Annotated in this window: 16 protein-coding genes; 5 read left to right on the top strand and 11 right to left on the bottom strand. The window is 70.6% G+C overall.

The annotated features are described in order from the left end of the window. Window positions 1-8: 8 nt before the first annotated feature. Window positions 9-1,088: a 2-oxoacid:ferredoxin oxidoreductase subunit beta gene (locus ACQPXM_RS36770; protein WP_432942600.1), complete on the bottom strand. Its 1,080-nt coding sequence runs from the start codon at window positions 1,086-1,088 to the stop codon at window positions 9-11. After that, window positions 1,085-3,037 carry a 2-oxoacid:acceptor oxidoreductase subunit alpha gene (locus ACQPXM_RS36765; protein ID WP_432951154.1) on the bottom strand — a complete coding sequence of 651 codons (1,953 nt, stop codon included), beginning with the start codon at window positions 3,035-3,037 and terminating at the stop codon, window positions 1,085-1,087. The genes ACQPXM_RS36770 and ACQPXM_RS36765 overlap by 4 nt, the downstream gene beginning before the upstream one ends. Before the next feature lie 269 nt (window positions 3,038-3,306). Between ACQPXM_RS36765 and ACQPXM_RS36760 the strand changes: the two genes are divergently transcribed. The 5 genes from ACQPXM_RS36760 to ACQPXM_RS36740 all read left to right on the top strand — a co-directional run bounded on the left by ACQPXM_RS36760 (window position 3,307) and on the right by ACQPXM_RS36740 (window position 6,869). Continuing rightward, entirely contained in the window at window positions 3,307-4,125 is an 819-nt protein-coding gene (locus ACQPXM_RS36760) for a hypothetical protein (RefSeq protein WP_432942599.1), read from the top strand. Between the two features lie 10 nt (window positions 4,126-4,135). Continuing rightward, complete coding sequence (locus ACQPXM_RS36755) at window positions 4,136-4,492, top strand: NADH-quinone oxidoreductase subunit A (RefSeq protein ID WP_432942598.1); 357 nt, start codon at window positions 4,136-4,138, stop codon at window positions 4,490-4,492. A 4-nt stretch (window positions 4,493-4,496) separates the two neighbouring features. Beyond that, window positions 4,497-5,084, top strand: a complete 588-nt coding sequence (locus ACQPXM_RS36750) for an SMI1/KNR4 family protein (RefSeq protein WP_432942597.1) — start codon at window positions 4,497-4,499, stop codon at window positions 5,082-5,084. Window positions 5,085-5,360: 276 nt separating this feature from the next. Next, window positions 5,361-6,386, top strand: coding sequence for a dipeptidase (locus ACQPXM_RS36745; RefSeq protein ID WP_432942596.1), 1,026 nt, complete (start codon window positions 5,361-5,363; stop codon window positions 6,384-6,386). Between the two features lie 189 nt (window positions 6,387-6,575). After that, window positions 6,576-6,869 carry a hypothetical protein gene (locus tag ACQPXM_RS36740; protein WP_432942595.1) on the top strand — a complete coding sequence of 98 codons (294 nt, stop codon included), beginning with the start codon at window positions 6,576-6,578 and terminating at the stop codon, window positions 6,867-6,869. Between the two features lie 51 nt (window positions 6,870-6,920). Here ACQPXM_RS36740 and ACQPXM_RS36735 read toward each other — a convergent pair whose 3' ends face one another. The 9 genes from ACQPXM_RS36735 to ACQPXM_RS36695 all read right to left on the bottom strand — a co-directional run bounded on the left by ACQPXM_RS36735 (window position 6,921) and on the right by ACQPXM_RS36695 (window position 15,363). Further along, entirely contained in the window at window positions 6,921-9,830 is a 2,910-nt protein-coding gene (locus ACQPXM_RS36735; RefSeq protein WP_432942594.1) for a helix-turn-helix transcriptional regulator, read from the bottom strand. Between the two features lie 146 nt (window positions 9,831-9,976). Next, on the bottom strand, window positions 9,977-10,144 hold the full coding sequence (locus ACQPXM_RS36730; RefSeq protein ID WP_432942593.1) for a hypothetical protein: 168 nt from the start codon (window positions 10,142-10,144) through the stop codon (window positions 9,977-9,979). 15 nt (window positions 10,145-10,159) lie between these two features. Further along, complete coding sequence (locus ACQPXM_RS36725; protein WP_432942592.1) at window positions 10,160-10,291, bottom strand: hypothetical protein; 132 nt, start codon at window positions 10,289-10,291, stop codon at window positions 10,160-10,162. Window positions 10,292-10,508: 217 nt separating this feature from the next. Beyond that, the gene (locus ACQPXM_RS36720; RefSeq protein ID WP_432942591.1) at window positions 10,509-10,673 is read right to left on the bottom strand and encodes a hypothetical protein; all 165 of its coding nucleotides are present in this window, start codon (window positions 10,671-10,673) and stop codon (window positions 10,509-10,511) included. A 114-nt stretch (window positions 10,674-10,787) separates the two neighbouring features. Continuing rightward, window positions 10,788-11,645 (bottom strand): PfkB family carbohydrate kinase, encoded by an 858-nt coding sequence (locus ACQPXM_RS36715; RefSeq protein ID WP_432942590.1) that lies wholly within the window; start codon window positions 11,643-11,645, stop codon window positions 10,788-10,790. Continuing rightward, the gene (locus ACQPXM_RS36710) at window positions 11,642-12,622 is read right to left on the bottom strand and encodes an ADP-ribosylglycohydrolase family protein (RefSeq protein WP_432942589.1); all 981 of its coding nucleotides are present in this window, start codon (window positions 12,620-12,622) and stop codon (window positions 11,642-11,644) included. The genes ACQPXM_RS36715 and ACQPXM_RS36710 overlap by 4 nt, the downstream gene beginning before the upstream one ends. Next, the gene (locus ACQPXM_RS36705) at window positions 12,619-13,338 is read right to left on the bottom strand and encodes a GntR family transcriptional regulator (RefSeq protein WP_432942588.1); all 720 of its coding nucleotides are present in this window, start codon (window positions 13,336-13,338) and stop codon (window positions 12,619-12,621) included. The genes ACQPXM_RS36710 and ACQPXM_RS36705 overlap by 4 nt, the downstream gene beginning before the upstream one ends. Further along, a complete protein-coding gene (locus ACQPXM_RS36700; protein ID WP_432942587.1) occupies window positions 13,335-13,880 on the bottom strand; it encodes a cysteine hydrolase family protein in 546 nt (181 codons plus the stop codon). Before ACQPXM_RS36700 ends, ACQPXM_RS36705 begins: the two co-directional genes overlap by 4 nt. A 1-nt stretch (window position 13,881) precedes the next feature. Continuing rightward, window positions 13,882-15,363, bottom strand: coding sequence for a purine-cytosine permease family protein (locus ACQPXM_RS36695; RefSeq protein WP_432942586.1), 1,482 nt, complete (start codon window positions 15,361-15,363; stop codon window positions 13,882-13,884). Window positions 15,364-15,464 lie beyond the last annotated feature (101 nt).

Genomic DNA, 15,464 nt, shown 5'->3' with positions numbered 1-15,464 from the left:
CGGTCGTACTAGTCGACGGTCCAGGTGTCCGAGCCGTTGATCAGGGCCTGCAGATCGCCCGTGCCCTGCGTTTCCTTCGCGGTGTCGACCTGCTGACGGACCAGGTCGTCGTACGCCGGCCGGTCGACCTGGCGGAAGATCCCGATCGGCGCCTGGTGCAGCACGCCGGCGTCGGTCAGCCGGGACAGCGCGAACGCGTACGCCGGGTCGTCGGTGTGCGCGTCGTGCACGACCAGATCGGCCTCGCCGTTCGGCAGGTCGGCGACCTCACGCACCGCCAGCGAAGCGAAGCCGTCGCGGACGACGCCGAGGTGGCCGTCGGTGCCGAAGCGGATCGGCTCGCCGTGCTTGAGCGGGATGATCGCGTCGTCGCGGGTGTCGGGGTTCTTGAACGCGTCGAAGGCGTTGTCGTTGAAGATCGGGCAGTTCTGGTAGATCTCCACGAACGCCGTACCGCGGTGCTCGGCGGCCGCCTTCAGCACCGAGGTCAGGTGCTTGCGGTCGGAGTCGACCGTGCGGGCCACGAACGTCGCCTCCGCGCCGAGCGCCAGCGAGACCGGGTTGAACGGGTTGTCGACCGAGCCCATCGGCGTCGACTTGGTCACCTTGCCGGGCTCCGACGTCGGTGAGTACTGGCCCTTGGTCAGGCCGTAGATCCGGTTGTTGAACAGCAGGATCTTCATGTTCACGTTGCGCCGCAGGGTGTGGATCAGGTGGTTGCCGCCGATCGACAGCGCGTCGCCGTCACCGGTCACCACCCAGACGCTCAGGTCCGGCCGGGCCACCGCCAGGCCGGTCGCGATCGCCGGCGCGCGGCCGTGGATCGAGTGCATGCCGTACGTCGACAGGTAGTACGGGAAGCGCGACGAGCAGCCGATGCCGGACACCATCGCGACGTTCTCCCGCTTGACGCCGAGCTCGGGCAGGAAACCCTGGAACGCGGCGAGCACGGCGTAGTCACCGCAGCCCGGGCACCAGCGAACCTCCTGGTCGGACACGTACTCCTTGCGGCTCTGCGGCTCGGTCGCGGCCGGTACGCCGCGCAGCCCGCCGGGCAGACTCGGCAGACCGAGATCGACCGTGCTCATCGTGCTCCCTTCGACTGCTCCAGTTGTTCGCCGTGCTTGAGGTTCGCGGCGTCCAGGCCGAGGTGCCGGGCGTCGTCGTCGATCCCGGCGGTCTCCTCGACCAGGTTGCCGATCACCTCGGCCAGTTCCGCGGCGCCCAGCGGCATGCCGCGGACCTGCGCGTACGACACGACGTCGACCAGGTACTTGGCGCGCAGCAGCATCGCCAGCTGGCCCAGGTTCATCTCCGGGACCAGCACCTTGTCGTACGACTTCAGTACGTCGCCCAGGTTGGCCGGGAACGGGTTGAGGTGGCGCAGATGCGCCTGCGCGACCTTGCCGCCGACCTTGCGGACCCGGCGCACGCCGGCCCCGATCGGCCCGTACGTCGAACCCCAGCCGAGCACCAGCACCTTCGCGTCGCCGTCCGGGTCGTCGACGACCAGCGGGTCGATGCTGCGCGCGATGCCGTCCACCTTCGCCTGGCGGGTCCGGACCATCAGGTCGTGGTTGGCCGGGTCGTAGGAGATGTTGCCGGTCTTGTCCTCCTTCTCCAGCCCACCGATCCGGTGGTCCAGCCCGGCGGTGCCCGGGATCGCCCAGGCGCGGGCCAGCGTCTCCGGATCGCGCAGGTAGGGCAGGTACTTCGGCGTACCGTCGTCGGCGGTCGCGTTCGGCGCGGTGGTGAAGTCCGGGTCGATGGTGACCAGGTCCTCGATCCGCGGGATCTGCCAGGGCTCGGAGCCGTTGGCCAGGTAGCCGTCGGACAGCACGATCACCGGCGTGCGGTAGGTGACCGCGATCCGGGTCGCCTCGACCGCGATCGCGAAGCAGTCCGCGGGGGACTGGGCGGCCAGTACCGGCAGCGGCGCCTCGCCGTTGCGGCCGAACATCACCTGCAGCAGGTCGGCCTGCTCGGTCTTGGTCGGCATACCGGTCGAGGGGCCCGCGCGCTGGATGTCGCAGACCACCAGCGGCAGCTCGAGCATCACGCCCAGGCCGATCGTCTCGGACTTCAGGCTGATGCCCGGACCGGACGACGTGGTGACGCCGAGCGCACCGGCGAACGACGCGCCCAGCGCCGCGCCGACGCCGGCGATCTCGTCCTCGGCCTGGATCGTGGTCACGTCGAACCGCTTGAGCTTGGACAGCTCGTGCAGCACGTCGGACGCGGGCGTGATCGGGTACGCGCCGAGCACCAGCGGCAGCCCGGCCCGCTGGGCGCCCGCCACCAGGCCGTACGCCAGCGCGAGGTTGCCGGAGATGTTGCGGTAGGTGCCGGTCGCCATCCGGGCCGGCTTCACCTCGTACCGGACCGAGAACTCCTCGGCGGTCTCACCGAAGTTGAAGCCCGCGCGGAACGCCGCGATGTTGGCGTCGCGGATGTCCGGCTTGCCGGCGAACTTGGTCTCCAGGAACGCGATCGTCGACTCGACCGGGCGCTGGAACAGCCACGAGACGAGGCCGAGCGCGTACATGTTCTTGGCCCGGGAGGCGTCCTTGCGGGACAGCCCGAACTCCTTCACCGACTCCACCGTCATGCCGGTCAGGTTCAGCGCGACCACGTGATAGGCCTCGAGCGCGCCGGTCTCCAGCGGGTTCTCGTCGTACCCGATCCGCTTGAGGTTGCGGGCGGTGAAGTCGGCGGTGTCGACGATCAGCGTGGCACCGCGCGGCACGTCGGGCAGGTTCGCCTTCAGCGCCGCCGGGTTCATCGCGATCAGCACGTCCGGCGCGTCGCCGGGGGTGAGGATGTCGTGGTCGGCGAAGTGGAGCTGGAACGACGAGACGCCCGGCAGGGTTCCGGCAGGTGCCCGGATCTCGGCGGGGAAGTTGGGCAGGGTCGACAGGTCGTTGCCGAACGATGCCGTTTCCGCGGTGAACCGGTCCCCCGTGAGCTGCATCCCGTCACCGGAGTCACCGGCGAAGCGAATCACCACGCGGTCCAGCTGCTTGACCTCGATGGCCATCTGTTCTGTCATCTCCAAGTCGAGCTCGGGCCCGGCGCCGTACGCGACCGCCGATCCCCCCAGTCAGGGCGATATCCCAATGTTAGTTCGGCTTTGGGACGAAACCATGCCGCAGGCGTGGTGGTCCAGAGCCTGGGACGGGCGGGCGAAACCCGCCAGTGTGACGTAGAGCAGCCGCTCGCTTGCCTTCCGCTGTCATTACCGGCAGGGTGTCGTCACACAGTTGTGATCCACCCCGGGGACGGCCCGGGTCTCGAGGGAGTTTCTCCATGGGCGTTCGTGCCTTCCTGTCCTGCGGTACGACGCTGGCGGCGGCGCTGCTGCTGGCCGGTTGTGCCGGCACCGTCGCTCCGGCGCAGAGCGCGCTGATCGCGACCGACACGGCCAGAGCGGCCGAGGCGGCCCAGGCGACGCCGGTCCGGTCGGTCAAGATCACCAGCATCCGGACGACCGACTACACCGCGGGCGTCCTGACGGTCAGCGGCACGCTGACGCCCGCGCCGGCGGCCGGATCGCGCGTCGCGCTGCAGCGCTGGGACGCGACGAAGGGCTGGCAGGAGATCGGTCACGGGACGCCGTCCGGTGGAAACGTCACGATCTCGTCGAAGCAGCCCGGCTCGATCCGGACCTACCGGTTGGCGATCGGCCCCCAGGCGCCGTACGCCGCGGCGGCGTCGGCTCCGGCCGGGTACTACCACTACGTCTGGCGCGGCATCTTCAAGAAGCCGCTGCTCGCGTCGGGCGGCAAGGGACACCCGGTGTTCACCGTGCTCGCGGCGGCCGACTCGCCCCGGCGGGCCGAGGCCGAGCTGCTCGCCGACAAGGGCGGGGTGGTCTGGGGCGACGTGAACTCGGCGGGCTGCTCGTGGGTGAAGAACTGGCTCGGCAACATCACCGACGGCACCGTCCGGGTTTCGCTGCTGAACGGTTCGGCCGTGCTCGGCACCGTCGACCAGGCCCAGGAGACCGAGACCTGGCTGAACCGGCAGATCCCCGGTGTCAACCGTCTGCGCGTCCAGGTCGCCGACGTGAAGTCCGGCTACGGCCCTCAGGTCGCCCTCGACGCGATGCTGCTCTGCACCAACTAAAGTCGTCCCTGTGTCCGAGGCCTACGCGGTAGTCGCAGCGATCGTCCTGCTCGGCCTCGGCGGCCTGGTCGGTGCCTTCGCGCTCAACCGCGCCCTCACCATCACCCACTCGACCCCCGAGAAGCTCACGACGTACGAGTCGGGCGTCGATCCGGTCGGCGAGGGCTGGGCGCAGATCCACATCCGGTACTACCTGTTCGCCTACCTCTACGTGATCTTCGCCGTCGACGCCGTCTACTTGTTCCCGTGGGCCACCGTCTTCGCCACCGTCGGCACGTCGTCACTGATCGAGATGTTCGTCTTCCTCGCCTTCGTCACCGTCGGCCTGCTCTACGCCTGGCGCAAAAAAGTCCTCAGCTGGACCTGAGCCGGTGCCCGCCCGCGCCGCGGCCTCCTGGCCGCGCATCACCGGCTGGCTCGCCGAGCACGCGCCGGCGACCGCGCGGCTGGTCAATCCTCCGGCGACCCCAGTCGATCTGCGCTATCTCGAAGCGGCGATGAATCGCCCGCTCCCGGCGGACCTGATCGAGTTGCTGCAGTTGGCGGACGGGACCGAGCACCGGGCGATCCGTGGCTCGGTGATCCCGTTCCACTACAACCTGGTACCGGTGATGGACATGCTGGCGATCCGGCGGATGTGGCAGAAGATCGAAGCCAGTCCGCTGCTCGCCGGCGCAGACATTCCCCGGTGGCTCGATGCCTACCTGCCGATCGCGGACGCCGCCGACGCCGGAGTCATGTTCGTGAACCTGAGCGACGGGCCGTCGTACGGTGCGGTCTGCGAGTGGTACCCGGAGGGCGGCGGAGGTGCTGCGCAGCAGTGGAGCAGCGTCGGGCAGATGCTCGACGACGTAGCGGCGGCGATGGTCGACCGGCGGCCGATGACCCGGGTTCGCGGCGTGCCGTATCTGCCGGAGGTGGACGAGGGCTCCCTGCACTGGTTCAAGGTCTGCGACTAGCTGCTCAGGTGTCGGCGAGCAGCTGGGCGATGGCCCAGTCCTGGGGGCCGAGGCCGACGGATTTGAAGACGGTGCGGCCGGTGGGCCCGGAGCGTGGTGATCGAGGTGCCATCGGCAACGATCTGCCGGCCGGCGCCGGTCCACACCAGCGTCGCCCGGATCGCCGGCACGCAGCTTGGTGCGGCGTCGAGAACTTGCCAGCGCGCTTCCTGCTACCTGGGTTGATTCCCGGGTCCGCGAGTGGTCGGCTGGTTGCGGGCCTACCAAGGAGAGTTGATGAACGAGCTGCACCGGACCGCGATTGTCGCCGACGCGCACAACGACCTGCTGATGCTGGTGGCGCGGCGGCCGAAGGAAGTGTGGGGGAGCTACTTCCGGGATCGCTGGATCCCACAGCTGCGGGACGGTGGGATCGACGTCCAGGTGCTGCCGGTGTTCATCGACGACGAGTTCCGGCCCGAGGGCTCCTTGCGGGAGACCCTGCGGATGATCGAGGCGGCCCACCAGATCGCCGAGGCGAACGCCGACCAGGTCGCGCTGTGCCGCAGCGGCGCCGAGATCGAGGCGGCGACCGCGGCCGGCAAGATCGCGCTGGTGCTCGCGCTCGAGGGCTGCCCGCAGATCGACACCGACGTCGAGCTGTTCCACACGCTGCACCGGCTCGGGGTGCGGGTGATCTCCTTCACCCACTTCGGCCGCAGCGCGCTGGCCGACGGTTCCGGCGAGGACGCGGCCGGCAGCCGGCTCACCAAGGCCGGAGTCGAGGCGGTCGGGCTGCTCGAGGAGCTCGGCGTACTGATCGACGTCTCGCACGTCGGCCGCGGCGGCGTCGAGCACATTCTCGAGCTGGCCACCAAGCCGCTGATCGCGACGCACTCCAGCGCGTACGCGCTGCGCCCGCACCATCGCAATCTCACCGACGACCAGGTCCGCGCGATCGCCGCCACCGGTGGTGTCGTCTGCGTGAACTTCTTCGCCGGATTCCTGACCGAGGACGAGAAGCCGACGATCCAGCACCTGGCCGATCACGTCGAGCACCTGGTCGCGGTCGCCGGCGAGGACCACGTCGGCCTGGGCAGCGACTTCGTCGCCGAGGTGTTCGGCGAGAAGGTCCCGGCCTGCGACCTCCCGGTGATCATCGAGGGACTGGACGCGCAGGTCTACGTTCCCGGCCTGGAAGGACCGGCCGGTATGCCGCTGGTCACCGACGCACTGGTCGAACGTGGCCTGTCCGAGGCGGTCGTCCGCAAGGTCCTGGGAGCCAATCTGGTCCGCGTCCTCGGCACCACCGACCGTTCCTGAGTGACACACAGTGACCGTCCGTAGCTCGCCGAGATCATTGCCTGGTCACCCCAAAGTCCTTGCATCCGACAACGTTTCGGGGCGGGCAGCCTCGTTTCGTAACGGATTGCGATGGGGCTATCGCCATTCCGTCAGATCAGGCCTATGGTGATTACCAGGGGGAACGGGGCGATCGCAGGGTGGTGGGGAATGACTTGGCAACTCTGGGTATTGGTAGCGGCAGCAGTGATCGGCGCCGTTGTCCTGATGGTGGCACGCTTCCGGAAGGCTCAGCGGGTGCTCGACGGACTGATCGACACCATCGAGCCGCACCGTGAGACCGCCAGGCCCGAGCACCGGCCGAAGGTCGCCCACGAGCGGGCCGAGCACCGGCCGAAAGCCGCCCACGAGCGGGACGACGAGCTCGCCCGCCGCCGCACCGACCGCCAACTCAGGACGACCTTCGTCCCCCGCGCGGCCCACGGCCACCGCGGCCGGCACTGAAGGCGTCAGGACAAGTCCGGGCCGTTCCCCGGTGGGACGGCCGGACAAGCCCTAGTCGAGCAGTCCGTCGCGGCGGGCGACCGCGGCGGCTTCGGTCCGGGAGCGGACGCCGAGCTTGGCCAGGATGTTCGAGACGTGCACGCTGACCGTCTTCTCGCTGATGTAGAGCTCGCGCGCCAGCTGCCGGTTGGTCCGGCCTTCGGCGAGCAGGGCCAGCACCTCGGTCTCCCGGGCGGTGAGCGCCGCTGACCCAGCCGGGTCGGCAGCACTGCCCAGCTCGTCCAGCAGCGGTTGGGCGCCGAGCTTGCGCGCGACGTCCGCGGCGAGCTGGGCCTGCTCGTTCGCATCCGCGACCCGGCCGGCGGCCCGCAGCGCGGTCGACAACCGCACCCGCGACCACGCCTGCTCGTGCACGAAGCCGTAGCCGAAGGCGTCGACGGTCCGCTGCCAGGTCGCGACGAGCTCCTCGGGGGTCGGCGGATCCACGCCCGCCAGCCACCGCAACCGCTCCCACTCCGCTTCCAGCCGCGCCAGCCAGGCGATGCCTTCGACCCCGAGCACTCTGCCCGGCGGCAGTCCCTTCTCCGCGGTCGCATGGCCCGCGGCCAGCAGCTCCGCCCCGCGGGCCACCAGTTCGTGCGCCGCCGACGGCTCGGTGACGGCCCGGTCGCACAGCACCTGCAGCCCGAGCGCCGAGAACCGGATCTTCGCCATGAACCACTCGGTCTGGAACACGTCCTCGAGCAGTGCCGACACGTCGGCGATCAGCTTCTCCGCCTCCGCGAGCCGACCGAGCTGCCGGTACGCGTCTACGGCCGGCTGCAGACCGATCAGCGGCAGCATGACGTCCAGCGACCACCACTTGCGCGTCAGCTCCAGGTCCTCGGCCACCGACGTGTCGCCTCGCCCGCTGCGCACCGCGAACCCGACACTGCGCAGACCGGCCGCGGCGGCCGCCGGCGTCATCGCGTCGGCCCGGGCGGTCTCGGCCGCCTCGTCCCACTCGCCGAGGGTGAACTGCGTCAGCGCCAGCATCCGCCGCGCGTCGAACCCGTACGCCGCCCACTGCCGACCGAGCTCACCGGCCCGCTGCGCGGCGTACTCGAGCGCTGCTTTCGCGCTGGCCAGCTCGCCGAGGTCGAAGTGGTTCGAGCCCAGCAGGTACCGGCTGCGGACCTCGGCGGCGGCGTCACCCGCCAGCTGAGCCCGTACGGCGGCCTCTTCCAGCTGCTTGGCGGCGGCGACCGGGTCGCCGGCGCGCTTGCGCAGCTGGGCGAGCGTGATCCCCGCGTCGCCGGCCGCGGACTCCTGACCGACCTCGCGGGCGATCTGCAGCGCCTCGCGCGCCCAGCGCTCGGCCTCCATCGGCCGGCCGAGCGCGTCCGAGACGCGGGCGTACAGCGCGATCACCTTGGCCTTGAACGCGCTGGCCGGTTCGTCGGCGACCAGCCGGAACGCCTGTGAGGCGGCTTCGTTCGCCTCGTGGTCGTGGTCGATCACCAGCGAGATCTCCGACAGCGGCAGCAGCAGCTCGACGCGCTGCTGGATCGGGGCGTCCGCGGGCAGGTCGGCCAGCGCCTTGCGCAGCAGCTTCACCGCGCGCAGGTGCTGCGACGACAGCGTTGCCGCCATCGCGGTGTCGACGATCAGCCAGGTCTTGTCGATCGAGCTGCCTTCCTCAGGGAACAGCTCGAGCGCCATCTCGTAGTGCTTCAGCGCCTCCTGAGGCGCGGCGACCGAGAGCGCCTCCTGCCCGGCTCGGACCCGCGCCTCGAACGCGGTGACGAGATCGTGCGAGCGGGTGGCATGCCCGGCCAGCTCGGCCGCCGTACCGGGCACGGTCTGGTCCTGCAGAGCCTTCGCGTACGCCGCGTGCTGGCGGACCCGCTCGCCCGGCAGCAGGTCGTCGTAGACGGCTTCGGCGAGCAGGGCGTGGCGGAAGTAGTAGCTCGCGTTGCCCGGGTGCTCGATGATGTGCGCGTCGATCAGCTCGCGCAGCGCGGTCTCCAGCTCGCGGTCGGGCAGACCGGCGACGGCGGTCAGCAGCTGGTGCGACACGCGGCGGCCGGCGACGGCGATCACCCGGGCGACCTGCCGGGCGTCGTCGGACAGTGGGTCGAGCCGGACGAGCAGGAGGTCGGCCAGATCCGGCGGTACGGCGTCGGCGTCGCCGAGCGAGGCAGCGGCGACCAGCTCCTCGGTGAAAAACGCGTTGCCGCCGGCACGGTCCAGGATCCGGCGCTCCTCCGCCTCCGGCAGGCGCTCGGGCAGCAGGGCGTTGAGCAGCGCGCGGGACTCGTCGGCGTTGAGCGGGCTGAGGTTGACCCGCCGTACGCGCGGGTGGCGCGACCACTCGGCGATCGGGCGGCGCAGCGGGTGCCGGCGGTGCAGGTCGTCACTGCGGTAGGACACGATCAGCGCGAGCCGCTGGGAGGTCAGCCGGGTCAGCAGGAAACCGATCAGGTCCCGGGTGGAGTCGTCGGCCCAGTGGGTGTCCTCGACGATCACCAGCAACGGCTCGCTGGTCGACAGCGCGGTCAGCGCGCCCAGGACGGCGTCGAACAGCGCGGCGCGGTCGAGCGGCCCGTCCTGCGGGACCGGCTGGGCGCCGATCAGCCGGTGGGTGGGCAGCAGCCGGCCGATCGCCGGGAAGTTGGTGAGCACGCTCTCGACCAGGTCCGGGCGCTCGCCCGCGAGCCGGCCGAAGATCTCGCTGAACGGCAGGTACGGCAGGCCGGCGTCGCCGAAGTCGGTGCAGTGCCCGACCAGGACGCCGAAACCCCGCTCGTGCGCGCCGGTGGCCACCTCGTCCAGCAACCGGGTCTTGCCGACCCCGGCGTCACCGGACAGCAGAATGGCGCCGGCGCGGCGGGTCTTCGCCTCGTCGACGGCGCTGAGCAGGGCGGCCATCTCGGTCGAGCGGCCGACGAGAGGTGTCGAGGTCCAGGGCACGTCGTCCATCTTCGCCCCTGGAGCCGACACAAATCGACGGCAGCCCGCCCCATGCCTGTCACCTGAGAGCAGAATCCGCGCCTGGTGACTCTCGGGAGAACGTGAAACGCCGTCCCTGACCGAAGGTTGCTGGTCAGGGACGGCGTGCACGGCGATCACGCGGCCGCGGTGGGTCGCAGGAACCGGCGCGCGGTGCGCGACGGCGTCTTCTGCTGCGCCGGCGCGGTGCGCTGCTTGCGGGCGGTGGCCCGGAAGTCGCGCTTGATCCGCTCCTGGCGGTAGGTGTTCTCCGCCTGGATCGACTGCTCGGTCGTGAACATCATGATGGTGTCCTCCTCTCAGGCGTTCCGGGTGAACAGGTGGGTGAGGTGCCGGCGGGTCCGGGTGGTCCGGTTGGCGCGGCTGAAGTCGCGGGTGAGGCGCTCCTTGCGGTAGCTGACCTCGGCCTTGACCGACTCGGTGGTGTGCATCTGCGGTGCCTCCTGGGCGGTTGTGCTTCGACTCGTTGTCGATGGCCCTAATCTGCGCGGCTGAGGTGACCCGGCACATCGGACTTCCTCCCTATCCCTGCGTGCCGGGCTCCCTAGGGCGCCGTACGCGGTCCCTACGAGGGCCGAACGCACCAGCGCGACCGGGTTCCGGAGAACCTCGGTCGCGCTGATGGTCGAAGGGGTGGTGGCCGGGCGCTCACATCGCGTGCCTAGCGCGAGCCAGGTGCGGGCGGGGCGCCGGCGTCTGCGCCGTACGGCGCAAGCGCTGGAGCAGTCCCGGGCGCTGGAACAGCTGCCGGTTGCGCTCCTGGCGGTAGGCGACCTCGGCGTGGATGAATTCGGTGCTGGGGTAGAACGACATGCTGTCCTCCGGGAGTTCGTCGATACCCCGACACTCCGCCTGTGAGGTGGCTCAGCACATCGGCACTACTCCCTAGGCGCGGCGCCCCGCAGCCTTAGGTGACGCCCGGCGGCCTTAGGCGCCGCCGTAGTCCCTCAGAAACGCGTCCAATTCGGCCCGGGTGGGCCCGGTGGCCGGTCCGCGCCGGGTGACGGCGATCGCCGCGGCCGCGTTCGCCCGCCGGGCCGCTTCGAGCGGCTCGATTCCGGCGGCGAGGGCGGCCAGGAACGCTCCGGAATGCGCGTCGCCGGCACCGTTCAGATCCACTGCCTCGACTGCGAACCCGGGCACCACCTGGTCGCCGAGCCGGCACCCTTCGGGCCCGAGCCGCACGATCACTCCCCGCGCGGCAGCCGGCTCACCGCCCAGGACCGCTGCTTCCCGCGCGTTGCAGCTGACCCAGTCCGCCCGGCTCATCGCGATCTCCAAGGCGTCGGGCGGGATCTGCCCAACCAGCGGTCCGGGATCGAAGAAGACGGTGCCGCGCAGTTCCGGGAGCCGCCGGACCAGGGTCTCCCGATTGACCGCGTGCAGCAGGCTGTACCCGGAGACGTAGACCAAGTCGTTCGCGCTCGTCGCCGGGAAGTCGCTCAGCGTCGCCTCGGCGCCCGGACTGGTGACGAAGGTGCGTTCGCCCCCACCGTCCACCAGTACGACGACGAACCCGGTGTCCAGCTCGGGACACTGCGGCTGTGGAAACTCGATCCCCTCCCGGCGCAGATCCACCCGCGCCTGGTCGGCGAACGGCCCGATCCCGAGTACGCCGTAGTACGACGTCTCGATCCCCAGTCGGCTCGCCGCCGCCATCACGTTGAACCCGCCCCCGGTCGCGCGATCGGTCGATCCCGCCAGCGCGTCCCCGCCGCGCTCCGGCAGGTTGTCGACCGTCAGTACCAGGTCGACCACGACGTTGCCGAGGTGGACGAGTCTCATCCGCGGCGTACCTTCAGCAACTCGCCGGCCAGCGCGTCCAGGTCGAGCCCGTTCACCGCCGCGACCGTACGCCGGACGTCGGCCGGAAACGCGTCGACGCCGTGGCACGCGCCGGCCACGGCCCCGGCGATCGCCGCGATCGTGTCGGTGTCCCCACCCACCGACGCCGCGACCCGAACCGCCAGCCACGGATCGTCGAACCCGTTGGCCACCGCGAACGCCGCGGGCACGGACTCCTGACTGGCCAAGCTGGTCCCCACGAGTTCGTACAACAACTCGACACTCACTGGTTCTAGTGCGATTGCCCAATCAATGCGGCTCGCCACATCGGCGCCCGCGACCCAGAAGCCGCGCTGCGCGGCCTCTCGGGCCGTCGCGACAGCCGTGGTGGTTGCCTCCGACACCGTGGCTCCATCGATCCCCGCACTCACGGCAGCAGCAACCGCGGCGGCGGCCGCGAGCGCCAGCCCTGTGTTGTGCGTGGGAGCACTCGCGGCAACCACCCGTTCGACCAGCAGTTCGGTGCGGGCAGGCGTCGCGATCCCCACCGGCGTGATCCGCATGGCCGCGCCGTTGGTGGTGCCGTAGCGGCCGGTACGGGCGATGTCGCCGCCGGCCAGCAACTCGTCAAGCGCGCGCTTGGTCGACGGGCCGAGCAGGTCGAGCGACCCGCGGGCCCGCATGTCGTCCTCCCACGCGATCAGCCGGCGCGCGAGCTCGTGCCCGTCCACCAGCCCGTTGCCTTCGATCACCAACCTGGCCAGCAGCACCGCCTGTTCGGTGTCGTCGGTGATCGCCCCGGCCGGCATCCCCGCCGCCAACGGCTGGTCGTCCGGCGCGGGGTGCAACCCGTCGATCACCTCGCCGTACCGCTCGACAATGCGGGCCCTGGGCAATGACTGGGTCGGCATCCCGAGCGCGTCCCCGATCGCCAGCCCGTACAGCGCTCCGACGGCCCGCGACTCGGCCGATGTCATCGCGGCGTCTCGCTGTAGGTGAGGTTCAGCTCGAAGTGTCGCGGGTCCAGCAGGCTGTCGACCTGCTCGGCGAACCGGTTGTCGGCCGTCCAGCTCGTCCGGCGGCTGTGCAGAAACCAAGTGTTCTCCGGGCGGCCCAGCAACGCGGCCTCCTCCGGCGTGAGCGGCCGCGCGCGCAGCCGTTGCTCGCCCTGCGTCAGATGCAGACCGGCCCGCGTCAGCGTCGAGATGATCGACCCGTCGTCGAGCCCACGCGACGGCAGGTCCCGGAGCTGCTCGACGGCCGGCAGCCGACTGCGTTCCAGCGAGATCGCCTCGCCGTCGACCAGGGACCGAATGCGCTCGACCACGATCACGTCGGGCGAGTCCAGGTCGAGCTGCTCGGCGAGCTCCGGGTCCTGGTCGAGCTCCAGCCGCAGGATGCGAACCCGGGTTTCGACGCCCTGCTCGGCCAGCGCGTGCGTCCACCCGAGCGGATCGTCCAACGGCCGCCCGTCGAACAGCACGAACGACCCCTTGCCGGTCCGCGTCGTGATCAACCCGTCCGCGGTCAGTACGGCGAGCGCCGAGCGGACCGTGTTGCGGCTGACGCCGAACCGCCGGGCCAACTCCACCTCGCCGGGCAGCCGGTGGCCGTGGCCGACCCGCCCCGATCTGATCTCGCGGGCCAGGATCGAGGCGATCCGCTCGTGCTTGAGGGTGACGCCCGGGGTCACTGGCCGGAACCACCCGCGGCGCGCAGTTGGCCGACGGTGACGATCTCCAGCATCGGCGCGTACAGCCGCATGATGTCGATCGCCTTGCGATGGCTCGCCTCGTCGACCCCGGCGCAGGCGTCCTCGACGACCTGGACGTGCGCGCCGGCGTCCACCGCCGCGAGCGCCGTCGACAGTACGCAGCAGTCGGTGGTCACGCCGGCCAGCACCAGCCGCCCGTCCGGCGCGACCGCGTCCGCCAACTCCCGGCCCCACTTGCTGAACGTCGGCTTGTCCAGCGTCGGCGCCCCGCGGAACTCGTCGACCAACTGGTACGCGTACGAGTCCGGCGGCTGCAACGCGAACGGCCACTGCTGGTAGTACGGGATCCAGGAACCGGTCGGTTCCCCGGCCGGCGCGACGAACCGGGTGAAGATCACCTGCGGCGCGAACAGCTGGACCAGTTCCTGGGTCGGCTTGACCACCCGCTGGAAGTCCGGCGTCGCCCAGCCACTGTCCGGCTCGGCGAAGATCCGTTGCAGGTCGATCAGCGCGAGCGCCATCTCAGCTCACCCTCTCCAGCGAGGACTGCGACTCCTGCTCCTGTACGGCGCGCCGCCCGGCGAGCAGCTGGACCACGAACGCGCCGACCAGCGAGACCAGGACGCCGAGGTTCGCGAACGCCCACGTACCGGTCTTGCCGCCCAGGCCGAACGGTTCGAGCAGGTAGCCCTGCCAGGTCAGCCAGTCCGCGTTGCCGTTCGTGACCAGGCCCCAGCCGATGCCGGTGGCAACGAGCATGGTGATGACCGGCAGCCACCGGACGTCGCCGTACCGGCCGCGGCGGTCGAACAGATCGGCGTCGGCGTAGTCGCGCCGCCGGGTCGCGATGTCGGCCAGCATGATGCCGCACCAGGCCGCGACCGGGACGCCGAGCGTGATCAGGAAGCCGGTGAACTCCTGCAGGAACTCGTCCCCGAAGAACACCACGTAGATCGTGCCGGCGATCATCAGAATGCCGTCGACGAACGCCGCGACGTACCGGGGGACCGGCAGGCCGAGCGAGAGCAGGGCCAGGCCGGAGGAGTAGATGTCGAGCACCGCGCCGCCGACCAGACCGAGCACGGCGACGATCACGAACGGCACCAGGAACCAGGTCGGCAGCGCCTCTGCGAGGGCGCCGATCGGGTCGGCGGCGATCGCGGCGCTCAGGTCGGTGGACGAGCCTGCCAGCAGCAGACCGAAGGTCAGCAGTACGACCGGGGCGAGCGACGAGCCGAACGTGGTCCAGCCGACGACACCGCGGCTGGAGGCGGTCCGGGGCAGGTAGCGGGAGTAGTCGGCTGCCGCGTTCACCCAGCCGAGGCCGAAGCCGGTCATCAAGAAGACCAGGGCACCGATCAGTTCCTGGCCCGAGCCGCCGGGCAGGGCCGAGACGGTGGACCAGTTGACCTGGTCAGCGACGAGTGCGATGTAGACGACCGTCAGCACGCCGGTGACGATCGTGATGATCGTCTGCATCCGCATGATCAGGTCGAAGCCGAGCACGCCACAGGCAACGATCAGGGTGCCGACGACCACCAGCGCGACCACCTTCGTGATCGAGCCGCCGCCCCAGCCGAGCCGCTCGAACACGGTGGCCGTGGCGAGCGTGGCGAGGATCGTCAGCACGGTCTCCCAGCCGACCGTGAGCAGCCAGGACACCAGCGACGGCAGTTTGTTGCCGCGCACCCCGAACGCCGCCCGGCTGAGCACCAGCGTCGGCGCCGAGCCGCGCTTCCCGGCCAAGGCGATCAGCCCGCAGAGCAGGAACGAGAAGACGATCCCGACCAGGCCCGCGATCACCGCCTGCCAGAACGAGATGCCGAACCCGAGCGCGAACGCGCCGTAGCTCAGCCCCAGCACCGACACGTTCGCCCCGAACCAGGGCCAGAACAGCTGACTCGGCCGGCCCTTCCGCTCGGCGTCGTCGATCACGTTCAGCCCGTTGGTCTCCACCGCGAGCGCCCTCGGCTCAGGCGCCCCCACTTCCACCTGCTCGGCCACAGCCGTCTCCTGGTCTCGATGAACCTGTTCAGTCCTGTTCAGTCAGGCTAGGTCGGGGGTCGGGGGCGGTCAAGGAAATACCGGGGCGTGCGGGGCTGCGG

The sequence above is a fragment of the Kribbella sp. CA-253562 genome (assembly GCF_050942265.1).
Taxonomy (GTDB): Bacteria; Actinomycetota; Actinomycetes; order Propionibacteriales; family Kribbellaceae; genus Kribbella.
The sequence above is the reverse complement of the archived record's forward strand: the minus strand, read 5'-3'. Positions and strand labels throughout refer to the sequence as shown.